Raw genomic sequence first — 16,353 nt, forward strand, 5'->3', positions numbered from 1 at the left:
GCGCCCGGCGTGCCGGTTACACTCGATCTACGCACCCATTACCCAAGCAGACAAGGAGTCTCTCGCATGGAAATCGGCAGTGTTGCCCTGCTGTTCGTCATCCTCGCCATCGTCATCGTCCTCATGGGGTTCAAGGTCGTGCCCCAGGGCTTCGAATGGACCATCGAACGCTTCGGCCGCTACACCGTCACCCTGAAGCCGGGCCTGAGCATCATCATTCCGGTGGTCGACCGCGTCGGCCAGAAGATCAACATGATGGAGCGCGTGCTCGACGTGCCGCCGCAGGAGGCCATCAGCGCCGACAACGCCATCGTGCAGATCGACGCCGTGTGCTTCTTCCAGGTGGTCGACGCAGCGCAAGCCGCGTATGAGGTGAGCGGGCTGGAAAACGCCGTACGCAACCTGGTGATGACCAACATCCGCACCGTGCTCGGCTCCATGGAACTGGACCACATGCTCAGCCAGCGCGACGCGATCAACGAACGCCTGCTGCGTACCGTCGACGAAGCCACCGCGCCCTGGGGCCTGAAGGTCACCCGTATCGAGATCAAGGACATCAGCCCACCGGCCGACCTGGTGGAAGCCATGGCCAGCCAGATGAAGGCCGAGCGCCTCAAGCGTGCGCAGATCCTCGAAGCCGAAGGCCGCCGCGCTGCCGAGATTCTCACCGCAGAAGGCAAGAAACAGGCGCAGATTCTTGAAGCCGAGGGCCTGCGGCAGTCCGCCTTCCTCGAGTCCGAAGCCCGTGAACGCCAGGCCGAGGCCGAGGCCAAGGCGACCCAGGTGGTCTCCGAGGCCATCGCCAGCGGTAACGTGCAGGCGATCAACTACTTCGTCGCCCAGAAGTACGTCGACGCCCTCGGCCAACTGGCCAGCTCCAACAACAGCAAGATCGTGCTGATGCCGCTGGAAGCCAGCCAGGTGATCGGCGCGGTCGGCGGTATCGGCGAGATCGTCAAGGCCACCTTCGGCGAAACCAAGGGCCGTAGCTGATGGCCGCCTTTCTCCAGAACCTCGGCTTCTGGGACTGGCTGGGCCTGGGCATCGTCCTGCTGATCCTGGAAATCTTCGGTGCCGGCGGCTACCTGCTGTGGATCGGCATCGCCGCTGCGCTGACCGGCGTCCTGTCGTTCCTGCTGCCGGGGCTGGACTGGGTCTGGCAGTGCCTGGCCTTTGGCGTGCTGGCGATCCTCACCGCGCTTTACTGGTGGAACCATCAGCGCCTCAACAAGCGCCAGGCTGTACCCTCCAGCCTCAACCGCCGAGGCAGTGAGCTGGTCGGCCGGCAGTTCGCCCTGCATGACGCCATCGTCGGCGGGCGCGGCAAGATCCGCGTTGGCGACAGCGTCTGGCTGGTCAGCGGGCCGGACCTGCCCGTCGGCACGCAGGTGCGCGTGACCAGGCAGGATGGCGTACTGCTGATCGTCGAACCGATCTGACACGGAATCTGTAGGAGCGAGATTGCTCGCGAACCCGCCCCGCTGCGGACTTTGGTTCGCGAGTACGAGTGTAGGATGGGTGGGGCTTGCGATACCCATCGATATAACTGGTAAGCACATTGATGGGTATCGCTCCGCTCCACACCATCCTGCATAGCGGAAACAGCGCCTTAAGCTGATCGGAATAAAGAAGCCCGCCAATCGGCGGGCTTTTTCATTCAGCCGAGGCTCAGCTCGCGGCCGGCTGCGCCGGAGCGCGGCGGTAGGCCCAGACCATCAGCGCGATGCCGCCCAGAACCATCGGCACGCACAGCACCTGGCCCATGGTCAGCCAGCCCCAGGCCAGGTAGCCCAGCTGGGCATCCGGCACGCGGACGAACTCGACGATGAAGCGGAAGATGCCGTAGCACAGCACGAACAGGCCAGACACCGAGGCAGTCGGGCGCGGCTTGCGGGTGAACAGCCAGAGCACGACGAACAGCGCTACGCCTTCCAGCGCGAACTGGTACAGCTGCGACGGGTGGCGCGGCTCCGGTCCGCCGGTGGGGAAGATCATCGCCCAGGGCACGTCGGTCACCTTGCCCCACAGCTCGCCGTTGATGAAGTTGCCGATGCGCCCGGCGCCCAGGCCGATCGGCACCAGCGGCGCGATCAGGTCCATCAGCTGGAAGAAGCTCTTGTTGTTGCGCTTGCCGAACCACCAGGTGGCCAGCATCACGCCGATCAGCCCGCCGTGGAACGACATGCCGCCCTTCCAGACCTCGAAGATCAGCGTCGGGTTGGCGATGTACTCATCCAGGTTGTAGAACAGCACGTAGCCCAGGCGCCCGCCCAGAACCACGCCACACGCGACCCAGAAGACCAGATCGGAGAGTTTCTCCTTGGTCCAGGTCGGGTCGAAATCCTTCAGCTTGCGCGACGCCAGCAGCCAGGCGCCGCCGATGCCGATCAGGTACATCAGGCCGTACCAGTGGATTTTCAGCGGCCCGAGCGCGACGGCAACCGGGTCGATCTGTGGATAAGGCAGCATCCGCTTCTCCTAGCAGGAACTCAGATCAGAAAACTCAAGCCCACGCTGAACAGCAGCAGGGCGAACAAACGCTTCAGGACTTTCGCCGGCAGGCGATGCGCCAGCCGCGCCCCGATGCGGGCAAAGAACATGCTGGTGACGGCAATGCCCACCAGCGCCGGGAGGTAGACGAAACCCAGGCTCATCTCCGGCAGTTTTTCGTTATGCCAGCCGACGACGATGAAGGATATCGCGCCAGCGATGGCGATCGGCAGGCCGCAAGCCGAGGAAGTCGCAACCGCCTGTTGCATGGAGACGCCCCGCCAGGACAGGAAAGGCACGGTCAGCGAGCCGCCGCCGATGCCGAAGATCGCCGAAGCCCAGCCCACCACACCGCCAGCCACGCCCAGGCCGAACCGCCCGGGCAGTCCACGTTCGCTTCTGGGCTGCAGGCCCAGCGCCATCTGGATCGACACCAGGATGGCGAAGCTGCCGATGATCTTCTGCAGCACCGGCCCCTGGATCTTCGACGCGGTGAGCGCACCCAGCGCGCCGCCGACCAGAATGCCGACGGTCATCCAGGCAAATACCGGCCAGAGCACGGCGCCCCGGCGGTGATGTTCGCGGATCGAGTTGATCGAGGTGAAGATGATGGTTGCCAGCGAAGTGCCCACCGCCATCTGGGTCAGCACGTCGGGCGAGAAGCCATGGGCGGTGAAGCTGAACACCAGCGCCGGGACGATGATCAACCCGCCGCCAACGCCGAACAGGCCGGCGAGCACGCCAGCGCAGGCGCCAAGCACCAGGTAGAGCACGAACTCCATGGGCAACCTCGGGCAACAAAGCGGGCATGGTAGCCGAAGGCTCCCGGGCGCTCCAGCCACTCCGGGACATCGGCGGATGTTGATAGACTGCCGGAACACCACGGAGTTCGACCCATGTGCCTGATCGTCTTCGCCTGGCGTCCCGGCCACGCCACGCCCCTGATCGTCGCGGCCAACCGCGATGAGTTCTATGCCCGCCCGACGCTGCCGCTGGCAGCCTGGGAGGACTACCCCGGCCTCTACGCCGGCCGAGACCTCGAGGCCGGCGGTACCTGGCTGGGCGTGGCGCCGGATGGCCGCTTCGCCGCCCTGACCAACGTGCGCGACCCCGGCCAGCCGGTAGGCCCGCGCACCCGTGGCGAGCTGGTGGCGGCCTTCCTGCAGGGCCGGCAAACACCGCTGGAGTACCTGCAGCAGGTCGCCCGCCGCGCGGCAGACTACAGCGGCTTCAACCTGCTGGTGGGCGACGCCGCGCAGCTCTGCTACTTCAATCCTCGCGTCGGTCCGCCGGTGGCGGTGGCTCCGGGTGTGCACGGGCTGTCCAACGCCGCGCTGAACACACCCTGGCCCAAGCTGCTGAATGCCCGCAACGGGCTGGAAGCTGTATTGGAGAGGCCGGCCACCGGCTCACTGGTGGCGCTGCTGGCCGACAATCGCCAACCCAGCGAAGCCGAACTGCCGGACACCGGCGTCGGCCTGGCGACGGAGCGCCTGCTTTCCAGCGTGTTCATTGCCAGCCCGACCTACGGCACCCGTGCCAGCACCGCGTTGATCGTCCACGCCGACGGCCGCCGCGAGCTGCTGGAACACAGTTTCGGCCCCAGCGGTGCGCGCCTGGGCGAAGTCGTTCTGTCTCTCTAGCAGGTGACGATGCAGTCGCGCTGACGCTTGGCGCGGTAGAGCCCGTCGTCCAGACGGCGCAACATCACCATCAGGTCCTCGCCGGGCCGCATGGCGGTCACCGAGAAACTGGCGGTGAGCTGGGTGGGTAGTGAGATATCCGCCCGACGCAGGCTCAGGCGCAGCCGCTCGGCCAGCTCGCGCGCTGCCTCGCAGGCGGTCTCCGGCAGCAGCACGATGAACTCCTCGCCGCCCCAGCGGGCGAAGCAGTCCTCTTCGCGCAAACGCCGCCGCACCACCTCGGCCACCGCCACCAGCACGCGGTCGCCAGCCTGGTGCCCGAGGCTGTCGTTGATCCGCTTGAAGTGGTCGAGGTCGAACATCATCAGCGAGCAGCCGTGGCCATGCCGCTGCAGTCGCTGCCATTCCGCATGCAACTGATGCTCGAAGCGCCGCCGGTTGGCGATCTGCGTCAGCGGGTCGATTTCGGACAGGCGCAAGGCAACAGCGGCCTGTTCGGCCAGCGCCTGGTTCGCTTCGCGCAGGGCCTCGGTGCGGGTCTGCACCAGCAGTTCCAGGCTCAGGTTGAGCTGGTGGAGCTCGTGGTTCTTCTCCTGCAGCGCCAGCTCCGCCAGCTTGCGCTCGTGGACGTTACGGTGAGCACCGATCATCCGTGTTGGCTTGCCGTCATCATCGAACTCGAAGAAGCGCCCGTGATCGCTGACCCAGAGGTAGTTGCCATCCAGGCAGCGGCAGCGATATTCCTCGCGGTAGACACCGCTGCGCCCCTGCACATAGGCATCGAAGGCGAACATGACCCGACCGAAATCCTCAGGGTGGATAATCTCGTGCCAGGTGGCGACGTTCTCCGGAAGGCTGTCGGGGTCATAGCCCAGCATGACGTACCAGCTCGGGCTACGAGTGACATGGTTGCTGCGGATGTCCCAGTCCCAGATGCCATCACTGACGATGCTCAGGGCGTAGCGCAGGGTGCGGGCGCTGGTATCGGCCTCCGTGCAAGGCGTGACGTCGAGCTCTTCCATAAGCTTCGTCCTGGCCGGTGTGCCGGCCTTGTCGTCTTCGAGCCTCCCGGAAATGCACGGCTCCGGGGGCGTTGTTCGCCAGCGTCAGGCCTGGATGGTCGCCGCCGGGTTGATCACGCGGCCGAGGCCGAGGTTGCGCAGGGCCAGGTGCAGCGAGCTATGGATAACCTGCGGGTTGTCGAAGGTCATCAGCTGGCCGAGCAGTTCGCGGGCCCTGGAGAGAGTCATCTGGCGCAGCAGCCATTTCACCTTGGGCAGGTTGGTGGCGTTCATCGACAGGGAATCGAAGCCCATGGCCATCAGCAGCACGGCAGCCGCCGGATCGCCAGCCATCTCACCACAGATGCTGACTGGCTTGCCTTCGGCATGGGAGTCGTCGACCACCTTCTTCAGCGCCTGTAGAACCGCCGGGTGCAGGTAGTCGTAGAGGTCGGCGACGCGCGGGTTGTTGCGGTCCACCGCCAGCAGGTACTGGGTCAGGTCGTTGGAGCCGACCGAGAGGAAGTCCACCTGGCGCGCCAGCTCGCGGGTCTGGTACACGGCCGCAGGGATCTCCACCATCATGCCGATCGGCGGCATGGGGATGTCGACGCCTTCGTCGCGCACCTCGCCCCAGGCGCGGTGAATCAGGTGCAGCGCCTCTTCCAGCTCGTGGGTGCCGGAGATCATCGGCAGCAGGATGCGCAGGTTGTCCAGGCCTTCACTGGCCTTGAGCATGGCGCGGGTCTGCACCAGGAAGATTTCCGGGTGGTCGAGGGTGACGCGGATGCCGCGCCAACCGAGGAAGGGGTTGTCTTCCTTGATCGGGAAGTAGGACAGCGCCTTGTCGCCGCCGATGTCCAGGGTTCGCATGGTCACCGGCAGCGGGTGGAAGGCGGAGAGCTGCTCGCGGTAGATGGCGAGCTGTTCCTTCTCGCTGGGGAAGCGGTCGTTGATCATGAACGGCACTTCGGTGCGATACAGCCCGACACCCTCGGCACCGCGCTCCTGGGCGCGAGCCACGTCCGCCAGCAGGCCGGTGTTGACCCACAGCGGCATGCGATGGCCGTCCAGTGTCTCGCAGGGCAGCTCGCGCAGCGCGGCCAGGCCCTTGCTCAGCTCCTTTTCTTCGGCGACCACTTCGCCGTACTGCTTGACCAGCTGCGGCGACGGGTTGGTGTAGATCTCGCCGTGGTAGCCATCGACGATCAGGTCGATGCCGTCGACCTTGGAGTACGGCAGGTCGACCGCGCCCATCACCGTGGGAATGCCCATGGCGCGGGCGAGGATGGCAACGTGGGAGTTGCCCGAACCCAGTACCGAGATCAGACCCACCAGCTTGCCCTCGGGCACCTCGCCGAGCATGGCCGGCGACAGCTCCTCGCTGACGATGATGGTCTGGTCGGGGTAGGTCAGGGACTGCTTACGCTCTTCCTGGAGGTAGGCAAGAATGCGGCGACCGATGTCCTTCACGTCCGATGCGCGCTCGCGCAGGTAGGCGTCGTCCATCAGCTCGAAGCGCTGCACGTGCTCCATGACCACCTGGCGCAGCGCGCCCTGTGCCCACTGGCCGGTACGGATGATGCGTTTGACTTCCAGCCCGATGGAGGCGTCATCGAGCATCATCAGGTAGACATCGAACAGCGCCCGCTCTTCCTTGCGCAGCTGGGTAGCCAGCTTGCTGGAGAGGTTGCGCATGTCTTCGCGGACCGATTCCAGCGCCTGCTTGAAGCGCTCGACCTCGGCCTCGACGTCGTCAATGGGTTTGTCCGGGACTACTTCCAGGTCGGCCGGCGGCAGCACCACGACGGCCTTGCCCACGGCCACGCCGGGGGCGCCGGGAACGCCGACGAACTTGGCTTCGCTGATGCCTTTGCCCATCTTGCCCAGGCCGCGGATCGAGCCTGTCGCCTCGGCGTGGGCGATAACGCCCGCAAGCTGGGCGCTCATGGTGACGAGGAAGGCTTCCTCGCCTTCGTCGAACTGGCGTTTTTCCTTCTGCTGCACGACCAGAACGCCCATCACCCGACGGTGGTGGATGATCGGCGCGCCGAGGAAGGAGGCGTAGCGCTCCTCGCCGGTCTCGGCGAAGTAGCGGTAACGGGGGTGTTCGGAGGCGTTCTCGAGGTTCAGCGGCTCTTCGCGGGTGCCGACCAGGCCGACCAGGCCCTCGTTGGGCGCCATGCTGACCTTGCCGATGGAGCGTTTGTTCAGGCCCTCGGTGGCCATCAGCACGAAGCGGTTGCTCTCCGGGTCGAGCAGGTAGACCGAGCACACCTGGGTGCCCATCGCCTCCTTCACGCGCTGCACGATGATGCCCAGCGCCGCCTTGAGGTCCTTGGCGGAGTTCACTTCCTGGACGATCTTACGCAGCGTGTTGAGCATGGCGTGGGGGTCTAACTCCTTGAACTTCGTGCTAGTCGCGCGCCAACAGGCGCGGTGCCAATTCCTTCAGGGCCCGGCGGTAGACCTCGCGCTTGAAGGTCACGACCTGGCCCAGCGGGTACCAGTAGCTCACCCATTTCCAGCCGTCGAACTCGGGTTTGCCGGTGACATCCATGCGCACCCGGCTTTCCTCGCCGGTCAGGCGCAGAAGGAACCACTTCTGTTTCTGCCCGATGCACAGCGGCTGGCTGTTGGTACGCACCAGGCGTTGCGGCAGGCGGTAACGCAGCCAGCCCCGGGTACAGGCAAGGATCTTGACGTCCTGCTCTTCCAGGCCGACTTCTTCGTTCAGTTCGCGGTACAGCGCTTCCTCAGGGGTTTCTCGGGCGTTGATGCCGCCCTGGGGAAATTGCCAGGCTTCCTGGTTGATGCGCCGTGCCCACAGTACCTGTCCGACATCGTTGCAAAGGATGATGCCGACATTGGGGCGAAAACCATCGGGATCGATCACGGCGGTACATCCTCGAAATCGCGTGTGCCCGCATTGTTCCACAAAGCTTGTGACAGCGGCAACGCGGGCTGCGGCGTCCTGTGCTGGGTGGGCAAAAGCCGTTACTCTAGGCGACTTTTCCGTATTGGCAACTGGCGGTATTTCATCGTGCGACTGGCTCTCTTCGATCTCGACAACACCCTCCTGGCCGGCGACAGCGACCACAGCTGGGGCGAATGGCTGTGCCAGAAGGGACTGGTGGATGCCGGCGAGTACCAGGCGCGCAACGATGCCTTCTACGCCGACTACGTCGCCGGCACGCTAGACGTGTTCGCCTACCAGGCGTTCACCCAGGCCATTCTCGGCCGCACCGACCTGGCCCAGCTGGCCACCTGGCACCGCCAGTTCATGGAAGAGGTCATCGAGCCCATCATCCTGGCCAAGGGCGAAGCCCTGCTGGCCGAGCACCGAGCCGCGGGCGACAAGCTGGTGATCATCACCGCCACCAACCGCTTCATCACTGCGCCCATCGTCGAGCGCCTGGGCGTGGAAACCCTGATCGCCACCGAGTGCGAGATGCAGGACGGCCTCTATACCGGCCAGACCTGCGGCGTACCCTGCTTCCAGGGCGGCAAGGTGACCCGCCTGAACCGCTGGCTGCAAGAAACCGGGCTGACTCTGGACGACGCCTACTTCTACAGCGACTCGCGCAACGACCTGCCACTGCTGGAGCAGGTCGCCAATCCGGTGGCCGTCGACCCCGACGACACCCTCCGCGCCACCGCTATCGAGCGCGGCTGGCCGGTGATCAGCCTGCGCTGACTCGCCGCCGCCAGACAAGGGACCAAGAGATGAAGCGCATACTGATTCTTCTACTTGGCATGCTGGCGCTGCCTGCTTGTAGTACCGCCCCCTACCTGCACCCCGAATCGGAGTCGGGCCAGCTCCGCAGTATCGATAGAACGTGCCCTGGCGCCCAGCAGGCGCTGCAGTATTTCAATGCGGATCGCTCGGAAAGCTTGCTCGTCTATGTGGCCTTGCCCATCGCGGGCCAGTCCGAAGGCACCGAGTTGAGACTCTTCACCTGGCGCTACGGCAAATCTGACGCGAAACCTGCAAGGATCAGTGCCGACTCTCCCGATGTCGAGTGGGTGCTGCCCTCAGGAGAGCGCCGGACCGTTCGCGCGTCTTTGCTGGAAGGCGGTTTCCAGAGCAACGATCCACGGATCAACAATCGCTCCCGCGGTACCAAGCTCTCCGAAGGTGATCTGGAGGAGTTCATCCTGTTCTTGCCAGTCATCAGGGTGAACGGCGAAGCCCTCGATATCCGCCCCATCCACTTTCACAAGACACAATCGCGCTACGCGCCCGTATTCAATTGCTGATAGGCGACCGGGCCAGCCTGTCCTATGGCGACTTGTTGACCATCAGGTAGAAGATCGCCAGGAAGGCCAGGAACGCCGGCCAACCCAGGGCGAACCACCAGCGCATATAGAGGAAGGCTCGCGGCGGCAACGCGGCGCCTTCCCGGTGCGCAGTCTCAGCCATGTCCCGCACGCGGATCTGCAGCCAGACCACCGGCAGCCAGCAGGCGCCCGCGAACACATAAAGCCCCAGACTCCACAGCAACCAGCCCGAATCCAGCGGCCAGCCGGCCATATGCGCCATGGCGATGCCGCTCAACGGCTGGAACACCGCCGTGGTAGCGATGAACAGCCAGTCGGCGGTAACCAGGTGGCGGAAGGTGATGCGGATCGCTTCCAGGTTGCCGCTGCGCCAGGCGCGCCAGCTGTAGTAGGCCGACCCCAGCCCGGTACCGAACAGCAGCGTGGAAGACAGGATGTGCAGGGTCTTGAGCAGCAGGTAGAGGTTCACGCGGCGGGCATCACACCGGCTTGCTGATCATCAGCACCAGGATGGCAATCACGCACAGCAGCGCCAGTGCGAAGAAGGCCAGGCCGAACTTCCACTGCCGTGCCGCGCCGGCGGCGATTGGCTCGCCACTGCCCTGTGCCGCCAGTGCCAGATCGCGGATCCGCCACAGGCGGGTGGTGAACAAAAGCCAGAAGATCGTCGCGACGATCAGCAGACAGGCGCTCCCCAGAAGCCAGGCCTGCCCCAGCGGCCAGCCGATGGTCTGCACCATGCGGTAGCCGGTGACCGGCAGGCTGGCGACGCTGCCGGCGACCAGCACCCAGCCGATCAGGCCGATGCGCTGCAGCGCCTTGGCGATCACCCCGGCGTCGCCACCGCGCCAGCTGCGCCAGCCGTACCAGGCCAGGCCGATGATGGCCAGGAATGGCAGCACGGCGGCGATGCCGTGGAGGATGCGCAAGGTCTGCAGGCTTTCCATTTCAAGTCCCTGTGAAGAAGGCGGCGTTCCGACAAGCCTAGCAGCAGTCGTGCCGCCTCGGCCTGATCCTCAGCCGAGGAACAGGCGATAGGCCGGGTTGTCCGTCTCGTCCCAGTAGGGATAGCCGATCTCTTCCAGCGCAGCCGCCACCAGGTGACGCTCGTCTTCCGGAACCTGCAGGCCCGCCACCACGCGACCATCGGCCGCGCCGTGGTTGCGGTAGTGGAACAGGGTGATGTTCCAGCGGCCGCCCAGGCGGTTGAGGAAGTTGAACAGCGCACCGGGGCGCTCGGGGAACTCGAAGCGGAACACCTGCTCGCCGGAAACGCGCGGCGAATGGCCGCCAACCATGTGGCGGATGTGCAGCTTGGCCAACTCGTTGTCGGTCAGGTCGAGCACCGGGAAGCCCTGCTCCTGCAGCTGCTGCACCAGCGCCGCGCGCGGGTCGTTCTCCGGGTGCGTCTGCACGCCGACAAAGATGTGCGCTTCGCTGTCGGTGTTGTAGCGGTAGTTGAACTCGGTGATCTGGCGCTTGCCGATGGCCTCGCAGAAAGCCTTGAAGCTGCCCGGACGCTCCGGGATGGTCACCGCGATGATCGCCTCGCGCTTCTCACCCAGCTCCGCGCGCTCGGCCACGTGACGCAGGCGGTCGAAGTTGATGTTGGCGCCCGAGTCGATGGCCACCAGAGTCTCGCCCTTCACGCCTTCGCGCTCGACGTACCGTTTGATCCCGGCCACCGCCAGCGCGCCGGCCGGCTCGGTGATCGAACGGGTGTCGTCGTAGATGTCCTTGATCGCCGCGCAGATCTCGTCGGTGCTGACGGTGATCACCTCATCGACGTAGTTCTTGCACAGCTCGAAGTTGTGCTTGCCGATCTGCGCCACGGCCACGCCGTCGGCGAACAGCCCGACCTGGCTGAGCACGACGCGCTCGCCGGCGGCCTTGGCGGCCTGCAGGCAGTTGGAGTCGTCCGGCTCGACACCGATGACCTTGATCTCCGGGCGCAGGTATTTGACGTACGCGGCGATGCCGGCGATCAGGCCGCCGCCGCCGACGGGCACGAAGATCGCGTCGATGCGGCCGGGATTCTGGCGGAGGATTTCCATGGCCACGGTGCCCTGACCGGCGATCACGTCCGGATCGTCGTAGGGGTGGATGTAGACGTAGCCCTTCTCTTCCACCAGCTTCAGCGAGTGCGCCAGGGCGTCGGGGAAGGCATCACCGTGCAGCACGGCTTTGCCGCCACGGGCGCGTACGCCCTGGACTTTCAGCTCCGGCGTGGTGCGCGGCATCACGATGGTGGCCTTGATGCCCAGCTCGCGGGCGGCCAGCGCCACGCCCTGGGCATGGTTGCCGGCGGAGGCGGTGACGACGCCACGGGCGAGTTCTTCCGGGCTCAGCTGCGCCAGCTTGTTGTAGGCGCCGCGAATCTTGAAGGAGAACACCGGCTGCAGGTCTTCGCGTTTCAGCAGAATCTGGTTGCCCAGGCGCTCGGAGAGTTGGCGGGCGGGCTGCAGGGGCGTTTCCACGGCAACGTCGTAGACACGCGAGGTGAGGATCTTCTTGACGTAGTGTTCGAGCATCGGAAGGGCTATATCGGCGGCTTTTCGAGGAACCGCGAGTCTACTCCAGCGGGCGCGGCGCGGGCCACCGAACAATCCGCGCGCAGATGACCGTAACAGTTGCCCGGCGGCGCAACACCGGCACGCCCCGGGCCGCTATAATCCGCCCTCTCGACTATTCCCCGGCGCTTTTGCGCCCAGCCAGGTAAGAAGACCCTTCGCCATGAACCAGGATCAGCTCAAGCAGGCAGTGGCCCAGGCCGCCGTCGACCACATCCTTCCGCACCTCGACAGCAAGAGCATCGTCGGCGTGGGCACCGGCTCCACCGCCAACTTCTTCATCGACCTGCTGGCCAAGCACAAGGCCGAGTTCGACGGCGCAGTGGCCAGCTCCGAAGCCACTGCCCAGCGCCTGAAGGGCCACGGCATCCCGGTCTACGACCTGAACACCGTCAGCGAGCTGGAGTTCTACGTCGATGGCGCCGACGAGACCAACGAGCGCCTGGAGCTGATCAAGGGCGGCGGCGCGGCGCTGACCCGCGAGAAGATCGTCGCGGCGGTCGCCAAGCAGTTCATCTGCATCGCCGACGCCAGCAAACTGGTGCCGATCCTCGGCGGCTTCCCGCTGCCGGTGGAAGTCATCCCCATGGCCCGCAGCCACGTGGCGCGCCAGCTGGTGAAGCTGGGCGGCGACCCGGTTTACCGCGAGGGCGTGCTGACCGACAACGGCAACATCATCCTCGACGTGCACAACCTGCGCATCGACAGCCCGGTGCAGCTGGAAGAGGCGATCAACAACATCGTCGGCGTGGTCACCAACGGCCTGTTCGCCGCGCGCCCCGCCGACCTGCTGCTGCTGGGCACCGCTGAAGGCGTGAAGACGCTCAAGGTCTGAGCCCGCGAGGCGCCATCCGGCGGATGGCGCCTTCCAGAGCGCCTGCTGCCGTCTACGCTGGGATGACCTCAATCCCCAAGGGAGATGCAGCATGGCCGCCAAATACCATCTGAAGAAGGCCAGTGATGGCCAGTTCCACTTCAACCTGCACGCCAGCAACGGCGAGATCGTCCTGACCAGCGAGCTGTACAAGGCCAAGACCTCGGCCGTGGACGGCATCGAGTCGGTGCGCAAGAACTCCCAGCGCGAAGGCGCCTTCGAGGTCAAGGTCGCAGCCAACGGCAAGCACTACTTCGTGCTCAAGGCCACCAATGGCCAGGTTGTCGGGCAAAGCCAGATGTACGCCAGCAAGGCCACTGCCGAAGCCGGCGTGGCGGCGGTCAAGCGCTACGCGCCAGACGCACCTATCAGCGACGACACCTGATAACGCACCGTTTCGGTGAGCGCTTCGGCGCACCCGCTGCGCACGGCCGGCCTTGTCGCCGGCCGTGTATCACCGCTGTTACAGTGACGCGACACCCTCGGTCACTGACGCGTCAAATTCCGTCCATCTCCGGCGAACCGGCCTGCATCCTGCTTTCCTCCGGCGCACGTATCGAAGACCGATGCGATTCCAATCGACACAGAGGAAAGTGCCGTGTTCAAACCTTTAGCCGTTGCGGTCAGCCTGGGCTGCGCTGCGTTGGCGACCGACACCAACGCTTATGAATACGGGGAGTATGCCGGGGACACCCTCGACACCCTGATCAACGATTACCCCGGCCGTTACCGTGGCACCGCCAGCTTCGCCGGCGCCACAACACTGATGCAGTCACGCCTGGCCTTCGGCTACCAGACACAGCTCCAGGACTTCACCTGGGCCGGTAACCGCAGCTCGCAGAACGTCATCGCCAGCGCTCCGGGCAGCAGCGGTCAGTACGTGGTCCTCGGCGCGCACTACGACACCTACTACGGCCGTCCGACCCTGCAGGGCCTGGACGACAACGGCTCGGGTGCCGCCGTGCTCACCGAGATCGCTCGCAACCTGGGCGGCATCGAACTGGAGAACGGCCTGGAAGTGGTCGGCTTCGGCGCCGAGGAAGAGGGCCTGCGCGGCTCCCGCGCCTATGTCGCCTCACTCAGCGACGAGCAGCGCAGCAACCTGCTGGGCATGATCAACCTCGACAGCCTGATCACCGGCGACAAGATGTACGCCCACGCCGGCTTCAACAGCGTCGACAACCCCGCACTGGGCGCCTACCGCGACCAGCTGCTGCGCATCGCACAGGAGCTGAAGATCCCGCTGTTCACCAACCCCGGCCTGAACGAGGAATACCCCGCCGGCACCGGTTGCTGCAGCGACGGAGAAAGCTTCGAAGGCCTGAACGTCCCGGTGCTGTTCATCGAGGCCACCAACTGGGAGCTGGGCGACCTGGATGGCTACGAGCAGACCGACAATCCCGCCATTCCCGGGGGCGCCACCTGGCACAACCCGACCCTGGACAACGAACAGGTGCTCACCAACGCTTTCGGTCAGGAGCGCATCGACCAACGCCTGCGCGACTTCTCCCGCCTGCTCACGCGGCTGGTGCTGGAGCTGACCAACGCCGACCTGCTCGCCTCCACCGCTTCCGGCGGCGCCATGGCTCGACAAATGGAAGACCAGCTGCAACGCCAGCACCTGGCCCTGACCCGACTGCACGACCGTCGCTGGCTGACTCTGCTGGGCAGCTCGCGCCCCGTCGGCAGCTTTGACGGCGCCGTCGGCGTCGAAGGCGAAACCACTCCGGAGAGCGGCTTCGACATGCCCGGCGACCCGCGCTCGCACCGCGCCGGCGTGAACCTGCTGGGTGACTACCGCGCGAGCGAAGCCCTGACGGTCGGCGGCAGCCTGAGCTTCCAGCGCAGCCGCGACAACCTGGACCACAGTGCCCGCCTGGAAGCGGAAACCTGGCAGCTGGGTCTCTACGGCCTGTTCAACGATGGCGGCCCGGCCTGGCTGGGCGGCGAGCTGAGCGCCGGCTATGCCGACTTCGACAGCAAGCGTTCGGTGTACCTGAAGGCGAACAACGGTCCGGTGCTGCTCGACCAGCGCATCGACGGCGATACCAACGCCTGGTTCTGGGGCGCACGGGTCGACGGCGGCTATGACTTCGACATCGCCGGCATCAAGACCGGGCCGCAGGGTGGGCTCGACTTTGTGCACTACAAGATCGACGACTTCAACGAAGACGACGACCTGCGCACTGCGCTGGGCTATGAGAAGCAGGACTACGATTCGGTAGAAGCCAGCCTCGGCTGGGGCCTGCGCGGCGAGCTACCGCTGGGTAACCGCATGGCCGTGCAGCCCTATGCCAGCGTGCGCTGGGTGAAGGAACTGGCCGACGGCCGCCTCGACGATATCGCGCTGACTGCCCTGGGCGATGGTCGCACCCGCAACGCTGACCTGGGCGACGTGGACAAGGACTTCGGCCGCGCCCAGGTCGGCGCCCTGCTGGCCGTCACCGAGCAGTTGGGCGTGTTCGCTGAGGCCAATTCGCGCTTCGCTCACAGCGAAGGCAGCCAGGCATCCTACTCCCTCGGCGTGCAGTGGCAGTTCTGATCGAAGGAAAGCGAGGCGCCCTCAGGGTGCCTCGCGCTTCTTGAACACATAGAAGAGATTGGGTTCGCTGACCAGATACAGCGTTCCCTGGTCGTCCATGGCGATGCCCTCGGCCTGCGGCACGCTGCGTCGCAATCCCTGCATGCCGCGCAGCAGCGACAGCGAACTGATCGGCTCGCCATTGGCACTCAGCTCCAGCACCAGCCGGGATTCGTCGGACAACGCCAGCAGGTGCCCACTGCGCTCGTCGTACTGCAGGCTGGAAAGATCCCGAACGAACAGGTTGCGGTTGTGTTCGAGGTCTTCCACCACATGCACCGCGGTGGGGTGCGTCGACTGCTCGTAGGGGAAGCCGCGCACCTCGTAGATATGCACCGGGTTGCGTTCCTTGGCGACGAACAGGCGTTTGCCCAGCGAGTCGTAGGCCAGCCCTTCGAAGCCGCTGTTGCCGCCGCGCCCCAGGGCCAGGGCAAGCTGCTGGGCGTCCTCGGCGTGCAGTTCCTTCGTGTCGTCGCGCAGTTCCACACGCAGCAGGCGCTGGTGAGTCTCGTCGGTGATCACATAGACATTGCGGCTGATGTATTCGATGGCCTCGGTATCGCCGAAGCCGTGCAGCGCGATCCTGCGCAGCACCTTGCCCTCCAGCGATAGCTCGACCAGTTCATTCTGCTTGTTGGTGACGGTGAACAGGGTCTGCCGGTCCGGATCGTAGGTCAGCGCCGAGACGTTGTCCTCCAGCCCCTCGATCGGCTGCGCCTCCAGCACCACCCGGTAGTCGGGCAGCCAGAGAGACTGTTCCTGCCACTGCGCGGCATGGCGCCACTCGTTGAACTTGAACCAGACGCGCTCGTAGACCCGGAAGCTCTGGCCCAGCGCAAGCAATGCAGCCAGGGCCAGCAGCGCCAGCAGCGAAAACAGGCGGCGGGGTTTGAGCAGACGGCGCATGGAGGAC

The 16,353-nt window shown here is 65.5% G+C and carries 17 protein-coding genes; 8 read left to right on the top strand and 9 right to left on the bottom strand.

Annotated features, from left to right (window positions below):
• Positions 1 to 66 precede the first annotated feature (66 nt).
• Both ACKI1H_RS03005 and ACKI1H_RS03010 read left to right on the top strand, forming a co-directional pair.
• Positions 67 to 993 carry an SPFH domain-containing protein gene (locus ACKI1H_RS03005; protein WP_081515277.1) on the top strand — a complete coding sequence of 309 codons (927 nt, stop codon included), beginning with the start codon at positions 67 to 69 and terminating at the stop codon, positions 991 to 993.
• Positions 993 to 1,439 carry an NfeD family protein gene (locus ACKI1H_RS03010; protein WP_440467635.1) on the top strand — a complete coding sequence of 149 codons (447 nt, stop codon included), beginning with the start codon at positions 993 to 995 and terminating at the stop codon, positions 1,437 to 1,439. The genes ACKI1H_RS03005 and ACKI1H_RS03010 overlap by 1 nt, the downstream gene beginning before the upstream one ends.
• Before the next feature lie 229 nt (positions 1,440 to 1,668).
• Here the strand turns inward: ACKI1H_RS03010 and lgt are convergent, their stop codons facing one another.
• Together lgt and ACKI1H_RS03020 are read right to left on the bottom strand one after the other, a co-directional pair.
• Positions 1,669 to 2,469, bottom strand: coding sequence for a prolipoprotein diacylglyceryl transferase (gene lgt / locus ACKI1H_RS03015; RefSeq protein ID WP_045215607.1), 801 nt, complete (start codon positions 2,467 to 2,469; stop codon positions 1,669 to 1,671).
• A gap of 20 nt (positions 2,470 to 2,489) precedes the next feature.
• Positions 2,490 to 3,272: a sulfite exporter TauE/SafE family protein gene (locus ACKI1H_RS03020; protein ID WP_138524360.1), complete on the bottom strand. Its 783-nt coding sequence runs from the start codon at positions 3,270 to 3,272 to the stop codon at positions 2,490 to 2,492.
• 114 nt (positions 3,273 to 3,386) lie between these two features.
• Between ACKI1H_RS03020 and ACKI1H_RS03025 the strand changes: the two genes are divergently transcribed.
• The gene (locus ACKI1H_RS03025; protein WP_138524362.1) at positions 3,387 to 4,133 is read left to right on the top strand and encodes an NRDE family protein; all 747 of its coding nucleotides are present in this window, start codon (positions 3,387 to 3,389) and stop codon (positions 4,131 to 4,133) included.
• Here the strand turns inward: ACKI1H_RS03025 and ACKI1H_RS03030 are convergent.
• The 3 genes from ACKI1H_RS03030 to ACKI1H_RS03040 all read right to left on the bottom strand — a co-directional run bounded on the left by ACKI1H_RS03030 (position 4,130) and on the right by ACKI1H_RS03040 (position 8,030).
• Positions 4,130 to 5,155, bottom strand: coding sequence for a sensor domain-containing diguanylate cyclase (locus ACKI1H_RS03030; protein ID WP_138524364.1), 1,026 nt, complete (start codon positions 5,153 to 5,155; stop codon positions 4,130 to 4,132). The two genes, ACKI1H_RS03025 and ACKI1H_RS03030, sit on opposite strands and share 4 nt — an antisense overlap.
• Positions 5,156 to 5,239: 84 nt before the next feature.
• Complete coding sequence (ptsP, locus tag ACKI1H_RS03035; RefSeq protein WP_138524366.1) at positions 5,240 to 7,519, bottom strand: phosphoenolpyruvate--protein phosphotransferase; 2,280 nt, start codon at positions 7,517 to 7,519, stop codon at positions 5,240 to 5,242.
• Between the two features lie 31 nt (positions 7,520 to 7,550).
• Positions 7,551 to 8,030, bottom strand: a complete 480-nt coding sequence (locus ACKI1H_RS03040) for an RNA pyrophosphohydrolase (protein WP_017520843.1) — start codon at positions 8,028 to 8,030, stop codon at positions 7,551 to 7,553.
• A gap of 147 nt (positions 8,031 to 8,177) precedes the next feature.
• Here ACKI1H_RS03040 and ACKI1H_RS03045 point away from each other — a divergent pair, with 147 nt between their 5' ends.
• Both ACKI1H_RS03045 and ACKI1H_RS03050 read left to right on the top strand, forming a co-directional pair.
• A complete protein-coding gene (locus ACKI1H_RS03045; RefSeq protein ID WP_440467636.1) occupies positions 8,178 to 8,831 on the top strand; it encodes an HAD family hydrolase in 654 nt (217 codons plus the stop codon).
• Between the two features lie 29 nt (positions 8,832 to 8,860).
• A complete protein-coding gene (locus tag ACKI1H_RS03050; protein WP_440467637.1) occupies positions 8,861 to 9,394 on the top strand; it encodes a hypothetical protein in 534 nt (177 codons plus the stop codon).
• A 22-nt stretch (positions 9,395 to 9,416) separates the two neighbouring features.
• Here ACKI1H_RS03050 and ACKI1H_RS03055 read toward each other — a convergent pair whose 3' ends face one another.
• From ACKI1H_RS03055 to ilvA, 3 genes are all read right to left on the bottom strand, one after another.
• Complete coding sequence (locus tag ACKI1H_RS03055; RefSeq protein WP_440467638.1) at positions 9,417 to 9,884, bottom strand: DUF2269 family protein; 468 nt, start codon at positions 9,882 to 9,884, stop codon at positions 9,417 to 9,419.
• Between the two features lie 10 nt (positions 9,885 to 9,894).
• On the bottom strand, positions 9,895 to 10,362 hold the full coding sequence (locus ACKI1H_RS03060; RefSeq protein ID WP_440467639.1) for a DUF2269 domain-containing protein: 468 nt from the start codon (positions 10,360 to 10,362) through the stop codon (positions 9,895 to 9,897).
• A gap of 69 nt (positions 10,363 to 10,431) precedes the next feature.
• A complete protein-coding gene (gene ilvA, locus ACKI1H_RS03065; RefSeq protein ID WP_440468816.1) occupies positions 10,432 to 11,958 on the bottom strand; it encodes a threonine ammonia-lyase, biosynthetic in 1,527 nt (508 codons plus the stop codon).
• A 190-nt stretch (positions 11,959 to 12,148) separates the two neighbouring features.
• Between ilvA and rpiA the strand changes: the two genes are divergently transcribed.
• The 3 genes from rpiA (at position 12,149) to ACKI1H_RS03080 (ending at position 15,401) form a co-directional block, all read left to right on the top strand.
• Positions 12,149 to 12,820 (top strand): ribose-5-phosphate isomerase RpiA, encoded by a 672-nt coding sequence (rpiA, locus tag ACKI1H_RS03070; protein ID WP_088420080.1) that lies wholly within the window; start codon positions 12,149 to 12,151, stop codon positions 12,818 to 12,820.
• A gap of 91 nt (positions 12,821 to 12,911) precedes the next feature.
• Entirely contained in the window at positions 12,912 to 13,244 is a 333-nt protein-coding gene (locus tag ACKI1H_RS03075) for a YegP family protein (protein WP_138524378.1), read from the top strand.
• Positions 13,245 to 13,457: 213 nt separating this feature from the next.
• Entirely contained in the window at positions 13,458 to 15,401 is a 1,944-nt protein-coding gene (locus tag ACKI1H_RS03080) for an autotransporter outer membrane beta-barrel domain-containing protein (RefSeq protein ID WP_440467640.1), read from the top strand.
• Positions 15,402 to 15,422: 21 nt separating this feature from the next.
• Here ACKI1H_RS03080 and ACKI1H_RS03085 read toward each other — a convergent pair whose 3' ends face one another.
• Positions 15,423 to 16,346, bottom strand: a complete 924-nt coding sequence (locus ACKI1H_RS03085) for an SdiA-regulated domain-containing protein (RefSeq protein ID WP_440467641.1) — start codon at positions 16,344 to 16,346, stop codon at positions 15,423 to 15,425.
• Positions 16,347 to 16,353: the final 7 nt, after the last annotated feature.

It is taken from the genome of Pseudomonas sp. YH-1, from assembly GCF_051990045.1.
GTDB classification, from domain to species: Bacteria; Pseudomonadota; Gammaproteobacteria; order Pseudomonadales; family Pseudomonadaceae; genus Pseudomonas; species Pseudomonas nicosulfuronedens.